At 69.2% G+C, this 13,566-nt stretch carries 12 protein-coding genes; 2 read left to right on the forward strand and 10 right to left on the reverse strand.

Annotated elements, in window-relative coordinates; translation table 11 throughout:
• The first annotated feature begins 1 nt into the window (after nucleotide 1).
• Nucleotides 2-1,228 (forward strand): type II toxin-antitoxin system HipA family toxin, encoded by a 1,227-nt coding sequence (locus tag ABWV23_RS20455; protein WP_353351192.1) that lies wholly within the window; start codon nucleotides 2-4, stop codon nucleotides 1,226-1,228.
• A gap of 172 nt (nucleotides 1,229-1,400) precedes the next feature.
• On the opposite strand, the gene ABWV23_RS20460 is transcribed toward ABWV23_RS20455, so the two are convergent.
• The 10 genes from ABWV23_RS20460 to ABWV23_RS20505 all read right to left on the reverse strand — a co-directional run bounded on the left by ABWV23_RS20460 (nucleotide 1,401) and on the right by ABWV23_RS20505 (nucleotide 12,252).
• The gene (locus tag ABWV23_RS20460; protein WP_353351194.1) at nucleotides 1,401-2,462 is read right to left on the reverse strand and encodes a helix-turn-helix domain-containing protein; all 1,062 of its coding nucleotides are present in this window, start codon (nucleotides 2,460-2,462) and stop codon (nucleotides 1,401-1,403) included.
• Between the two features lie 4 nt (nucleotides 2,463-2,466).
• Complete coding sequence (locus ABWV23_RS20465) at nucleotides 2,467-2,760, reverse strand: WGR domain-containing protein (RefSeq protein ID WP_353351196.1); 294 nt, start codon at nucleotides 2,758-2,760, stop codon at nucleotides 2,467-2,469.
• A gap of 407 nt (nucleotides 2,761-3,167) precedes the next feature.
• Entirely contained in the window at nucleotides 3,168-3,401 is a 234-nt protein-coding gene (locus tag ABWV23_RS20470; protein WP_353351198.1) for a hypothetical protein, read from the reverse strand.
• 124 nt (nucleotides 3,402-3,525) lie between these two features.
• Complete coding sequence (locus tag ABWV23_RS20475; protein WP_353351200.1) at nucleotides 3,526-4,242, reverse strand: YjbF family lipoprotein; 717 nt, start codon at nucleotides 4,240-4,242, stop codon at nucleotides 3,526-3,528.
• The gene (locus ABWV23_RS20480) at nucleotides 4,221-6,443 is read right to left on the reverse strand and encodes a YjbH domain-containing protein (protein WP_353351202.1); all 2,223 of its coding nucleotides are present in this window, start codon (nucleotides 6,441-6,443) and stop codon (nucleotides 4,221-4,223) included. The genes ABWV23_RS20475 and ABWV23_RS20480 overlap by 22 nt, the downstream gene beginning before the upstream one ends.
• A gap of 143 nt (nucleotides 6,444-6,586) precedes the next feature.
• On the reverse strand, nucleotides 6,587-8,464 hold the full coding sequence (locus ABWV23_RS20485; RefSeq protein WP_353351204.1) for a polysaccharide biosynthesis protein: 1,878 nt from the start codon (nucleotides 8,462-8,464) through the stop codon (nucleotides 6,587-6,589).
• Between the two features lie 184 nt (nucleotides 8,465-8,648).
• Complete coding sequence (gene galE, locus ABWV23_RS20490; RefSeq protein WP_353351206.1) at nucleotides 8,649-9,632, reverse strand: UDP-glucose 4-epimerase GalE; 984 nt, start codon at nucleotides 9,630-9,632, stop codon at nucleotides 8,649-8,651.
• A 33-nt stretch (nucleotides 9,633-9,665) separates the two neighbouring features.
• Nucleotides 9,666-10,559, reverse strand: coding sequence for a UTP--glucose-1-phosphate uridylyltransferase (locus tag ABWV23_RS20495; RefSeq protein ID WP_353351208.1), 894 nt, complete (start codon nucleotides 10,557-10,559; stop codon nucleotides 9,666-9,668).
• A gap of 150 nt (nucleotides 10,560-10,709) precedes the next feature.
• Nucleotides 10,710-11,324, reverse strand: a complete 615-nt coding sequence (locus ABWV23_RS20500) for a sugar transferase (RefSeq protein ID WP_353351210.1) — start codon at nucleotides 11,322-11,324, stop codon at nucleotides 10,710-10,712.
• 10 nt (nucleotides 11,325-11,334) lie between these two features.
• The gene (locus ABWV23_RS20505) at nucleotides 11,335-12,252 is read right to left on the reverse strand and encodes an NAD-dependent epimerase/dehydratase family protein (RefSeq protein WP_353351212.1); all 918 of its coding nucleotides are present in this window, start codon (nucleotides 12,250-12,252) and stop codon (nucleotides 11,335-11,337) included.
• 119 nt (nucleotides 12,253-12,371) lie between these two features.
• Between ABWV23_RS20505 and ABWV23_RS20510 the strand changes: the two genes are divergently transcribed.
• Nucleotides 12,372-13,496 (forward strand): polysaccharide biosynthesis/export family protein, encoded by a 1,125-nt coding sequence (locus ABWV23_RS20510; protein ID WP_353351214.1) that lies wholly within the window; start codon nucleotides 12,372-12,374, stop codon nucleotides 13,494-13,496.
• Nucleotides 13,497-13,566 lie beyond the last annotated feature (70 nt).

Below are 13,566 nucleotides of genomic sequence, written 5' to 3' on the forward strand. Positions count from 1 at the left end.
CATGGCTCGCCGCCTCCGCATCGAGATTGCCTTCGATCCGAACAACATCCGGCCCGTGGGGCAGATCGCCTGGGATCCCGCCCGCCGCTCTGCCGCGGTCGAATGGGACCCGACGTTCGTGGCCGACCCGCTGCCGATCTCGCCCTACCACATCAAGACCCTGGCCGGACTCTACCGCACTGGCACTCCGGCAGCCTTCGAAGGCCTGCCCGGGGTCTTCGGCGACTCGCTCCCTGACGGCTGGGGTCGACTGCTCATCGACCGCGAACTCGAGCGCCGCGGCAGCGGCCGCACCGCCATCACCCCGGTCGACCGTCTGGCGATCATCGGCTCCCACGGTATGGGTGCCCTCACCTACCGCCCCGAGGAGCGAACGGTCGACCCGAACAGCGTCGACCTCGAATGGTTCGCCGATCTCGCGACCAGCATGGCCGAGGACGCGTCGGTAGAGGACCTTCGCAAAGCCCGCGCGGCGACCGGCGGCTCTGCCGGTGCCCGGCCGAAACTCGTGGCCCTGCTCGATGTGGAGACCGGTCGACTGCGTGACCATCGCCGCCCCCCGGAGCGGGGCGAACGGCAGGTGCTGATCAAGCATCCGGCGACAACCGACAGCCCGACCGCGATCGAAGAGGAAGAGGCCTACGCGCGGATGGCGCGGGCGGCCGGTATTGCCATGCCCTGGACCATGGTGCTGCGCTCCGGGCGCGGCGATGCTTTCCTTGCCGTCGAGCGCTTCGACCGCAGCGGCACTGGACGGATGCATATGCACACCGCCGCCGGCCTGCTCGACGTCGACTTCCGCCAACCGTCCATCGACTACGAGAACCTGCTGAAGCTGGTGCGCTGGACCACCCGGCACGCTGGAGACCAAGACGAAATGTTCCGCAGGATGACCTTCAACGTCCTCACCCACAACCGGGATGATCACCTGAAGAACCACGCCTTCCTGATGGACCCCGAAGGCAGTTGGCGCTTGTCGCCGGCCTACGACATCAGCTTCTCCGACGGTCCCGGCGGCGAGCACCATCTCGCGATCGCCGGAGAGGGGCGCCGGCCCGGCCGGAAGCACTTGGAAGCGGTCGGGCGGGCGCTCGGCATGAAACCCGCAGCGATCGCCGCGATCGTGGATCCGGTTCGCGCCGCCATCGCTGACTGGCCGCGACACGCGGATGCCGCCGGTGTTCCGTCGCGGCGCGCCAAGCAGATCGCCGGCTACTTCGCCACGTAAGGCCGGATTGCGGGACGCCGGCGCTCCCCGTGTCTCCGTTGCCATGAGGGCGCCGTTCCGCTGCTGGACAGGATCCCTCATCCGGGACGTTCTGCTCGGATGGGCTCGGCATACATCCCCCCGAAATTCGGCCCCTGGCGTAAGCTGCGGTTTGCTGTCTGTTGGTCCTCCCCTACAGCCGCGCGGCCCAGACGCGGTATCTCCCCTGGCCGGTGATCTCGCGGATCAGCCCGCGCCGCACCAGGAGATCGAGGTTGCGTTGCACGGCGGCGCGGGAGGCACCGGTCTCGGCCTCGGCCATCGGGGCGGAGACCTGGGGCCAGGCGGCGAGCAGGGCGATCAGCGCCGGCGGGGTACGGCCGGAGAGATCGGCGATCTCCGCCTCGGCGCGTTGCTGCCAGGCGGTGACGCGATCGAGGTGCAGCAGCGCCGCCAGCGTCGCCCGCTCGGCGCCGCGCAACCAGGCAGCGAGTTTCTCCGCCGGTGTCCCCTGCCCGCGCAATGCCCCGGCGCCGGTCTGCGCCAGCGGCAGGAACAGCGCCCCCTGCCCCGGTACCCGCGCCATGGCCGCGGCGTGGCAGGCGGCGAGCACGGCGGCCTCCAGATCGACGGCCCCGGGTGGCCCCAGCGCCCGCCAGGCATGGAACAGCCGCGCCGCGGCAACGACCGGGTGCAGCCCCTGGCCACCGGCAAAGACCTCCTCCAGGTCGGCCAGCGCATCCTCATGTCCATCCCCGGAGACGGTGTCGACCCGCGCACGGCCGAGGAACCCGGCCAGGTCCGCGCCAGGCGCCGCGCCCCCGGTCAGCCGCCGCATCGCCCAACCGGCCCGCGTCAGCGCCCGCTCGGTGTCGCCGGTGGAACCGGCGCGCAGGGTGACCCAGAGCGCGATCCGCTCCGCCCCGAGCCGGTCGCCGGTCCACCAGCTGAGATCGGAAACCTCGCGCAGCGCCAGCCGCTGCCGCCAGCCTGCGGGCGCCAACCGCAATCGCTGGTCCAAGGCGCCGTAAAGCTGCGCCACCTCGGCCAGCTCCATCGCCAGGTCGGCCTGCGCCGCGGCCCAGGGGGCGGGGTCGAACAGCGGAGTGCTGTCGCGCCGTGGCTCGGGCGCCGCGCCCGGCGGCAGGTCCTCCTCCGGATCGGGTCCGGGCAGGAACCACAGGTCGTCCTCGGCGGTCTCCTCCTCGAACGGCTCCGCATCCTCCGGGTCCGGGATGCCATTGCTGCCGATCATCGGATCAGGCCCCCTGCCCCGGCGGCAAGTCGAGCGGCTCGGGCAGCCTCACGTAGCCCCGACGGCATTTCAGGGCCTCCAGGCGCCGGGCCGCGACCAGGGCTTCCGCTTCGGTGGCAAATGTCTCGTACCAGTCGCGGCCACGGGTTCCGATCCGGCCCCAGCTGCGACGCAGGCTCCAACCCCCGAACAGGGTCGGCAGGATCTCGAGGTGGTAGAACCGGGCGATGTTGTCGGCCGGCACGCGGCGTTCGAAATGGCCCTGCATGGTTGCCTCCGGTGTCTCGGATTTCTCCATGCATGATGGCATGAATTGCGCATGATGTGCAAAATATTATGCTTTCGCACAGCACTGGCGCAAGTTGCGGTTGCGTTCCGTTAGGCCTGATAAGGAGCCATTATCACGCCTGTTGTGAAATCGCCGGAAAACCGGCAATATCGGGGCATGACACAACTCGATCGGACATCTTGGCCGGATCGACGGAACTTAAGGATAGCCTTAGACCTGATGATCGCGGGGTGAGTTGACTGGCTCGGTGGCCATCGTCCTGGACACGCTTTGGCACATCCGGCAATCAATTTGGATGACTGATCCCGGTACAAGCTTTCTGCACTCGGCTCAGGAGCGCACACACGAAAAGGCAGGCGGCCCGCAGGCCGCCCGCCCAGATCTCTGTCCACCCGGCCCCGAGGGGCCGCACCAAATCAGTTGGTGGTGGTGGTGGTGGTGGTGCCGCTTTCGTCGTCGTTGGAGACGGCCAGACCCAGACCCAGCACGCCCAGACCGATCGCGGCCAGCGTGGTGGTGGTCAGCGTGGTGCCCCCGACAACGACAACGTTGCCTGCGGGCGCCGGCGGCGCCGGCGGCGTGGTTTGAGCAATGGCGGCGGTCGACAGGCCGAAGGTGGTGGCGACCAGTGCGGCAATCATCTTGTTCATAATCCAAAACCTCTTTGGCTGATTTAACCCAAGTTGTAGCGCAGTTTCGGAACCGGATCAACGCGCAGCATTCCCCGCGCCGCCCCGCATGTGCGATTTTCCCCCTGCGGGCTTGATCCTGTGCCTATTTTACCAGCCGACGCAGGCCCAGGTATCCCAGGTACGGCCCGGCCCATTGCCGCGACTGCCAGAGGATGCCGGCGCGCGGATCGGTCCAGTAATCGTTGACCACCCGGCCGCCGCCGCCCTCGCAGCGCTGCTGCAGGTGGCGGGTGGCATGGCGGCGCTCGACGATCTCGATGGTCTCGGGGCCCAGGTCAACCAACTCGCAGCTCAGCGCCAGCGCGGTTTCGCGGTAATCGAGGCTGCGAATCAGCTGCCGGTGCTCGCCGCCGCCAGCCGGGCCGGGTCGGGCATCCGAGACCTGCACCGCGCTGGACAGAAGATCACCGCCCAGCCCCCGCGTGGCGATCAGCACGCCACCGCGCAAGGTGAGGGTGACATTGCTGTCCTCGGTGCTCCATTGCTCGATCCGGCCGGGGCTGGCGTCGGTCCGCTCCAGCGTGCGGAACAGGAAGGCCCAGTCGCCGCGCCGCTCCACCGTGACCTCCAGCACCGGCACCTCGACCGTGTCCAGCGCCGCCCGGGTCAGCGGCGGCCGCGCCGGCGCCTCGGCGCCACGGACCTTGCCGGCGATCTTGCCGGTCGCGGCGCGCGCCGCGTTCAGCAGTTGCAGCTGTGTCGGCGGCGCGTCGGTGCCACCGCTGCAGCCCGAGAGCACCAGCAACGCCGCACCGGCCAGGCCTGCCAGCCGCCGGTTCATTCCCAGACCCTCGCCCATCCTGCCTCCAGCCCGCTGCGGTGCGCCTCGCGCACCTGCCCGTAAAGCCGCCCCGGCACCGTGACCCGCTGGCCGCCGTCCCGCTGCACCGGCCGGATGCTCAGCCCCAGCCCCGAGCGGCTGGGCTTGCCCAGCAGCGTGGCCAGCGGGATGCGGAAGCGGATGCCCTTGTCGAAGGAGCCCTCGCCGAAATCCGCCGCCGAGACATTGGTCACCGAGAAGAAGCCGCCGACGCTCCAGCCGTTGGCAAAGGTCCGGTCGAGCGAGAAGGTGGCGCCGTAATCCCCGGCCAGGTAGCGGCCGGCGTCGACCTGTACCTCGTAGCCGCGGCCGAGATCGTAATAGGCCGAGGCATGGCCGGTGAAGACGTCGTAATCCTGAAAACCAAGACGCTGGTCGTAATCGCGCTTGATCACGTAATTGCCCTCCAGCCCCAGCCCCAGCCGGCTGCCCACCGGTTTCCACAGGATCTCGCCCGACAGCCCGCCGTACATCGATTCGAAATACCCTGCGGTGATGCGCGCATAGAGGTTGCGGCCCGGCCGCCATTGCCGCGCCACGTAGAGGTTTTCCAGCGTGGTGTTTTCCTGCGCGTAGAGCGTGGCATCGGTGCGCACATGCGGCAGCACCGAGTTCGACAGCCGCCCGTCCTTGATGTTGCCCCAGATCCGCCGGCGCAGCTTGCCCGAGATCCGCCAGCCCGGCGCCGGGCGCCAGGTGGCACGCAGGTCCACCCCCACGTCGAGCCGGAACGGCAGCGAGGGGTCGAAATAGGAGGGCGAGGTGTACTGCGCCACCGACCAGCTGAAATCGGGATAGAGATCGGGCCCCGGCATCGCCCCCGGCCCCGGCTTGGCGGCGGCATCGGCCAGGCCGGTCACCGCGCGCAGCGCCTCGGCACTGCGCGAATCGAACTCCAGCGCCTCCAGGTCCGAGCGCCGCAGGATCGCCGCCGAAATCGCCATGCCGTCGACCACCGGCACCAGCCGGAAGGTCTCGACCGAGGCCGGCATGGTCGCCGCCATCGCCCGGGCGGCGCGGCCCAGGGCGGCGGCCTGGGCGGTATAACGCGGGTTGCGATAGCGCAGCTCGGCCTCGGTCGGGCCCACCTCCAGCGATTCGAGCACCAGCCCGTCACGCTTGAGCGCCTCGGCCAGCCGGTCGCGCAGGCCCAGCACGGTCTCGCGGTTCCCCGCCCAGGCCGTGTCCCAGCTTTCGGGCGGGCCGGCCCATTGGCTGCGGGGCTGCACCGGGTAGGGGGCGGGCACCGACAGCCGGGAGACCGGCTGGCGCGGGTCGAGCTGGACCTGCGCCGAGACCCCGATCTCGGAGCCGTAGAGATAATAGGCGCCCAGCCGGGTGCTGCGCGTCCATTGGTACTCGACCCCGAAGTTGAACGGCGAGCGCCGCTCGAACAGCGACGATGTCTGCGTCTCGGTGACGTAATTGTCCGAGGAATACTCCAGCTTCAGCCCCAGCTTGTCGTTGGGGCGCCACTCGATGCCGCCGAACAGCGCATAGGGGCCGCGAAACCACTGATCGTAAGAGGGTTCGCCGCCGCGGCTGGTGGTCCCGGAATAGGCCGGTCTGCTGCCCAGCGTGCCGAGGCTGTTGTAGGAGCCCAGCCGCCCCCAGCCGATGCCCCCGGTCACCATCAGCCGGCCGCCGTCGCGCGCCGCCCCGCCCCAGGCCGGGGTTCGAAAGCTCTTGCTGGCGACGATATACTCGGCGCCGAACAGGCCGGTGCCGCTGAAATCCTGCAGCCCCAGGGTCACCTGCGGTCGATAGCGCCCCTCGCGCCAGAGCCGGAAGCGGGCATCGAAACTGCGGTCGTAATAGGTCTTGAACCCGAACAGGTTCAGATCCTGCAACTGGTGATAGCGAAAGCTCGCCGACATCCAGGGCGTGGCCTGGAAGGTCAGGGTCATCCGGTTCTGGCCGCCGAACCCGGACAGGGTGGTGGCAAAGGTGCCGTCCGGCATCATCTCGGCCGAGGGCATGTCGATGCCGCCGGGCGAGCCGTAGAAGTTCAGGCTGGCGGCGGGCAGCGGGGTAAAGCTCGGCTCCTCCGATCCGGCCTCGGGCGGCAGGTCCTGGGCCAGGCCCGGCGTGGCGGTCGCGCCCGCCAGCAACACGGCCAACGCCACCGCCCGCGTCAGGGCAGTCCCGTGTCGGCGCAGGAAGAGAATCGGCAGGGGCATCTGTCGGCCTGTCTTGTCGGTCCTGAGCGGTTAGACCACGAAGCGGCAAAGCGGATCAACGCCAACCGCCCGAATCCGGCGCCGGCGCGACTTTGCGGTGACAGTGAAACCGAAAGCCCCCGCGAAGGTCCGGGGCGACGGGGTCACAGGCGTTTGCGCCCGGCCTCTTGCGCGCCATAGCCTTCGACCCAGCGGGCGATCACCGCGCGGGCGGCCGTCTCGTCGCCGGAGGCCAGCGCCTGGCGCAGCCCGCGCAGCACCCCGGCCACCTCGATCTCGGAAAGATGTTCCTCATGGGCGCAGAAGATCTTGGGATAGCGGGTGCCGACCAGCCCGCCGTTCAGCGTCAGCTCCTCCTCCAGCTTCTCGCCGGGGCGCAGCCCGATGATCTCGATTTCGATATCGCCCTCGGGGTTGGCGCTGTCGCGCACGCTATAGCCGGCGCTTTCGATCACCTGGCGCGCCAGCTGCAGGATCGGCACCGGCTTGCCCATGTCGAGCACGAAAACCTCGCCGCCCTGCGCCCCCGCGCCCGCCTTGAGCACCAGCTGCACCGCCTCGCTGATGGTCATGAAAAAGCGTTTGACGCGCACGTCGGTCACCGTCACCGGGCCGCCGCGGCTGACCTGGTCCTGGAACAGCGGCACCACCGAGCCCGACGAGCCCAGCACGTTGCCGAAGCGCACCATGGTGAACACCGTGTTGCCGCCATGCCGGGTGGCCAGGTCCTGGACCACCAGCTCGGCCAGCCGCTTGGAGGCGCCCATCACGTTGGTCGGGCGCACCGCCTTGTCCGAGGAGATCAGGATGAACCGCTCCACCCCCGCCTGGGCCGCCTCGCGCGCCAGGGTGCGGGTGCCGAAGACATTGTTGGCCAGACCGGGCAGCGGGTTGGCCTCGACCAGCGGCACATGCTTGTAGGCGGCCGCGTGCAGCACCACCTGCACCCCGTGATCGGCCAGCACCTTGCGCACCTGGCGCGGATCGGTGACCGAGCCCAGCACCGGCACGATCTCGATCCCCATCCCCTCGGTCAGCTGCTCCAGCTCCTGGTGCACGGTATAGAGCGCCAGTTCCGACAGCTCGTAGAGCACCAGCCGCGCCGGCTGGCAACTCAGCAGCTGCCGACACAGTTCCGATCCGATCGAGCCGCCGGCGCCGGAGACCAGCACCGTGCGCCCCGCATAGCTGCGGCTGGCCTCCTTCAGGGCGCTGTCGGCGGACTTGCGGCCCAGGAAGTTCTGCGGCGCCACCGGGGTCAGCTTGTCGATCAGGGCCTCCTCGCCGATCAGCTGCGCGAAGGAGGGCAGCACCTGCACCTCCAGCCCCATCTTCTGCAGCCGCCGGGCAATCTGGGCCTGTTTCGGCTGGCTGAGCGAGGGCATCGCCAGCACCACCCGGGCGATCTGCCGCGACCGCACCAGCTCGGCGATCCGCGCCGGCGGATGCACCGGCAGCCCGGCCAGCAGCATGCCCTGCAGCGAGGTGTTGTCATCGACGAAGGCGACCGGGTCGATGCTGTCATGGGCGCTCAGCGCCTGGGCCAGCTGGGTGCCGGTGGTGCCGGCGCCATAGATCAGCACCCGGCGCCGCGGCTCGGCCCGGCGATAGATCGCCGTCACCACCTGAAGCAGCGCCATCCGCACCGCCACCACGAAGAGGAAATAGCACAGCCCGAAGATCACGTGGGTGCCCGCCGGCAGGCCCAGCTCGGCGATCCAGGACAGCCCGGCCAAGGCCACGGCCAGCCCCGTGGCATAGAGCGCGGTCAGCCCGATGGCGAAACGTTCATAGGCCTTGAGCTGGATATTGGGCAGGCCCAGCCATTTCGACAGCGCCGCCGCGATCAGCAGCAGATAGGGCAGCACCGGCAGGCTGGCCTGCAACGTCTGCAAGGGCGAGGTCGGCAGCGCCTGCACCGCGTAGGTGAACAGCAGCGCGACCGGGATCAGCGCCAGGTCGATCCCCAGGAACACATAGGCCCGCTGGCCGCGCGACAGGGCGCCAAGCAGTTTCAGCATGTCTCGCCACTCCCCCGGCCCCGCATCGTCATGATGAAAATCTGCTCACAATCCAAATCGCGGCACCGCCCGACTCGACGGGTCCCAAAAGGACACCCTCGTTCGGTTGATAATTGTCATGATTATCAACCCTTTTCCGGGAAAGTCAAAATCGGGGTGGCGAAACCCCGCCGCCGCGGAGGGACTATGTCTCGTAATGCCCGGTCTGGTGCCACTTCCAGGCGTCGGCGATCATCTTGTCCAGCGTCGAGCGGCGCGGGGTCCAGCCCAGCTCCTGCTCGGCGCGGGTCGAGCCCGAGACCAGCTTGGTCGCGTCGCCGGCGCGGCGCGGGCCGGTCTGGTAGGGCACCGCGCGGTTGGTCACGCTGCGCGACTGCTCGATCACCTGCATCACCGAGAAGCCGCTGCCGGTGCCGAGGTTGAACACCTGGCTGCCCTTGCCCGCCTCGAGCCATTTCAGCCCCAGCACATGGGCGTCGACCAGGTCGCAGACATGCACGTAATCGCGGATGCAGGTGCCGTCGGGGGTGTCGTAATCGGTGCCATGCACGGTCAGCGCCGGGCGGGTGCCGTCGATCGCCTCGAGCATCACCGGGATCAGGTGGGTCTCGGGGCGGTGATGCTCGCCCACCTCGGCCTCCGGGTCGGCGCCGGCGACGTTGAAATAGCGAAAGATCACCGCGCGCAGCCCGTGAGCGGCCCCGAAATCGCGCAGGATGTCCTCGACCGCGCGTTTGCTAGCGCCATAGGCATTGAGCGGCTCCTGCGGGGTGTCCTCGTCGAGCACCACGTTGTCATGTTCGCCATAGGTGGCGCAGGTCGAGGAGAACACGACATCGAGGCAGCCTGCCGCCGTGGCCGCCTCGATCAGGGTCAGCGACCCGGCCACGTTGTTGCGCCAGTAGCGGCCCGGTTCGCTCATCGCCTCGCCGACCTGGCTGAGGGCGGCGAAATGCATCACCGCCGCCGGCTGGTACTTGGCGAAAACCTCATCCAGCCGGGCGCGGTCGGAGAGATCGCCGCGCTCGAACGGGCCGAACTTCACCGCGTCCTGCCAACCGGTCACCAGGTTGTCATAGGTGACGGGGGTGTAGCCCGCCTGTTTCAATGCCTTGCAGGCGTGCGAGCCGATATAGCCCGCGCCGCCGGTCACCAGGATATTGGTCACGTCTTGCCCCTGTCCGTCCGGATTATTCTGCGATCACTGTGCGGCGCGGTCGATCTCGACCACCTCGGCGAGGAAGCGCGAAAGCTCCTCGCGCAGGTCGTCGCGGGCCAGCGCGAAGGCCACCGTCGCCTGCAGGAACCCCGCCTTGGAGCCACAGTCGAAGCGCTGGCCGCGGAACCGGTAGCCATAGACCGGCACGTCGTTGGCCAGGTCCTCGGCGATCGCGTCGGTCAGCTGGATCTCGCCCCCCGTCCCGGTGCGCATCCGGTTCAGGTTGCGCAGCACCGAGGGCCCCAGAACATAGCGCCCGATCACCGCCAGGTTCGACGGCGCCGTGCCCGGCTCGGGCTTTTCCACCATGCCGCGCGCCCGCACCACCTGGCCCAGGTCCTCGGCCACGTCCAGCACGCCATAGGCGCTCGCCTTCTCCGGCGGCACCTCCATCGCGGCCACCATGTTGCCGCCGGTCTCCTCGTAGGCCTCGATCATCTGGCCCAGGCAGGGTTTTTCCGCCGCGATCACGTCGTCGGGCAGGATCACCGCAAAGGGCTCGTTGGCAATCAGGCGCCGCGCGCACCAGACCGCGTGGCCCAGCCCCAGCGCCTTGTGCTGGCGCACGTAGGCGATCTCGCCGGAGTCCATGTTGCTCGCCTTCAGCTCGGCCAGCAGCGCCTCCTTGCCCTGCCGTTTCAGCTGTTGTTCCAGCATCGGCGCGTGGTCGAAGTAATCCTCGAGCGCCGATTTGCCGCGCGAGGTCACGAAGATGAATTCCTTGATCCCCGCTTCCCGCGCCTCGTCGATCGCGTATTGCACCAGCGGGCGGTCCACCAGCGTCATGATCTCCTTGGGCACCGATTTCGTTGCCGGCAAAAACCGCGTTCCAAGACCCGCGACCGGAAAAATCGCCTTCGTTACCTTCTTGCGCATGAATTCCTCAATTCAAATTCTATCCCTCAACCGGACAGGGCGAAAAAACGCCCCGCCACGTCCTGCTGTCTAGCCATTAACCGGGCTCGGCGCAATCGCCGCCGCCCCTCTCCCGCGCCGGATCGGCCCTTTCCTGCCCGCGCCGCACAGTTACCGGTCACGGCGGAACAGGTTGCCGATGGTCTGGAACACCAGGTCGAAATCGTAACAGACATTCCGGTGGCGCTGGTAGATCAGGTCGAGCCGCGCCTTCATCGGCACGCAGATCCGCGAATAGACCGCGTCGGTCTCCTCGGGGGTGGCGCAGCGCGCCAAGAGCGCCGCCTCGTGCCGGTGATAGGTGATCGAGGCCAGCCCGGTGACCCCGGGGCGCGATTTCAGCACCTCGGCATAGATCTCCGGGTGACGCTCGACATATTGGCGCAGCGGCGGGCGCGGGCCGACGAAGCTCAGATCGCCCTTGAGGATGTTCCACAGCTGCGGCAGCTCATCCAGCCGCTTGGAGCGCAGCCAGGCGCCGGCGGGGGTGATCCGTGCCTCCTTGTCGCCGCCCGAGACCCCGGCATCGTGCTCGGCCAGGGTCATGGTCCGCAGCTTCCACAGCTGAAAGGGTCGATCGACCCCCTTCATCCGCTCGGCCACGTAGAACAGCGGCCGGCCCTGCTTCAGCCAGAGCCAGGCCAGCAGCCCCAGCAGGACGGGCCCCAGGATCAGCACCAGGAGGGTGGCGAAGAACAGGTCGAAGATGCGTTTGTCCCAGGTCATGACGGTCCTCTCATGGCTGCCGGTTTTGCGCCAGGCCGCGCCATTCGGCAACCAGCATCTGCGCCGTCCCGGCCTCATGATCGAGGGGCACCAGCCCGGCCAGCGCCGTCACGTCGAGAATCACCTCGGGAATCGCCGCCTCCGGCGCCGGGCGCGGCGCCCAGGCCAGGCCCGCGGCATCGAGCAGCGCGCCCATCTCCACCGCGCCGGGGGCGGCGACATTGAGACAGGCCGGCAGGTCGCGCCGCCGCGCCGCCCGCAGGGCCAGGTCCCCCAGCACCCGGGCCAGCACCGCCGGGCCGATATAGCTGCGCCGGGGCGTGCGCCCGTCGGCGAAGCGGTCCAGCGTGAACCCCGCGCGCCAGCCGCCGAGGATGGCGTCGGCCCCGGCCACGTTGCCGATCCGCAGCGCGGTGACCGGAACGCCCAGCTCGGCGCCCAGATCGGCGGCGCGCGCCTCCATCTCCGCCTTGGCGCGGCCATAGGCGCTGACCGGCGCCGGCGGGGGGACCTCGGACAAGAGCCCGCCCCGGGTGCCGTAGACGGCGGACGAGGAGGCCAGCAGCACCGGCACGCCCGCCCCGTCATGCCCCCTGGCGCCCCCCTTGGCCCCGGCCCGCACCGCCGCCAACCCGAGCGCGATGTTGTCACCCATCTCCGCCCCCCGCGCCGCCGCCGCCGGGGTGACCCCGGCCAGGCAGAGAATCACATCCGCCCGGCCCGCCGCCACCGAAAGCGCCGCCGGATCGCCCAGGGGATCGAACCGCAGCCACGCCGCCCCGCCCTGCCCCGATCCGGATTCCAATCCAGACTCCGACCCCGGTCGGACCTGCCACAGCCCCTGCCCCGCCGGCCAGCCCCGGCGCAGCATCGCGCCGATCCGCCCGCTGGCCCCCAGCACCAGAATCCGTGGAAAATCCCTGTTCATGCCCCTCTCGCACCCCTGTAACGGTTGACCGCCCCCCGGCTGCCAGTATCTTGCGACCAAGAAAATGCAACGGATTTCCCGATCATGGAGAGGTCCCGGAACAGACAGGCCCCCGGCAGATGCGCACAGCTCTCAACCTCCTCGTGATCCTGGGACTCACCGCCCTTACCATCGGTTGCACCGCCCGCGGTCGCCTGCCCGGCGGCGCGCCGGTGCGCGAGGAGGTGCTGCGCCAATCCGCCGACGAGACACCGGATTTCGCCGTCTACCAGGTCACCCGCGCCTTTCTGCCCACGGTGGCGCAATGGCCGGCGACCGGAGACCAGGAGCGGCTGAACTGGATCGGCACCAGCCGCGGCCCCGCGACCCAGATCATCCAGCCCGGCGACATGCTCAGCATCCGCATCTGGGACAGCTCCGACAACTCTCTGCTGACCGCGCCCGAGCAGAAGGAAACCCGGCTGGAAGAGGTCAAGGTTTCCGCCAACGGCACCATCTTCATGCCCTACGTCGGCAACATCACCGTGACCGGGCTGACCCCGGATCTCGCGCGGGCCGAGTTGCAGGGCGCGCTGGAGGCGATCGTGCCCTCGGCCCAGGTCCAGCTCAACATGGCCGAGGGGCGGGCCAACTCGGTCGACCTGGTCGGCGGCGTCGGCCGCCCCGGCAGCTACCCGATGCCGGACCGCAACTATACCGTGCTCGGCCTGCTGGCCGCCGGCGGCGGGGTGAACGAGGACCTGGTGAACCCGCAGATCCGGCTGATGCGCGGCGGCGGGATCTACGGCACCTCGGTCGACACGCTGCTGAACAATCCCCGGCTCGACACCCGCCTGCGCGGCGGCGACCGGGTCTTCGTCGAGGCCGATAGCCGCTATTTCCTCTCCTTCGGCGCCGCCGGCACCGAGGACCTGCACCGATTCCGCAAGGACGATGTCTCGGCGATGGACGCGGTCTCGATCATGGGCGGGGTCAGCGACAGCAAGGCCGATCCGCAGGGGCTGCTGGTGCTGCGCGAATATCCCGGCGACGCGCTGCGCCCCGGGGTGCGTGGTCCGCGCCAGACGCGGGTGGTCTTCACCATAGACCTGACCTCGGCCGACGGGCTGTTCTCGGCGCGCAACTTCGCGATCAACCCGGGCGACCTGGTGGTGGCCACCGAATCGCCGATCAACGACGCGCTGACCATCTCCAACATCTTCGGCAACTTCTTCGGGGTGTTCAGCCGCGCCGGGGTGATCTGAGTGGCGTGACAGCCACCGCATGACAAAAGGCCCGGGCGGTTCCCTTCGCCCGGGCCTTTTTGCAGTGATC

It is taken from the genome of Aquicoccus sp. SU-CL01552, from assembly GCF_040365005.1.
GTDB lineage: Bacteria > Pseudomonadota > Alphaproteobacteria > Rhodobacterales > Rhodobacteraceae > Antarcticimicrobium.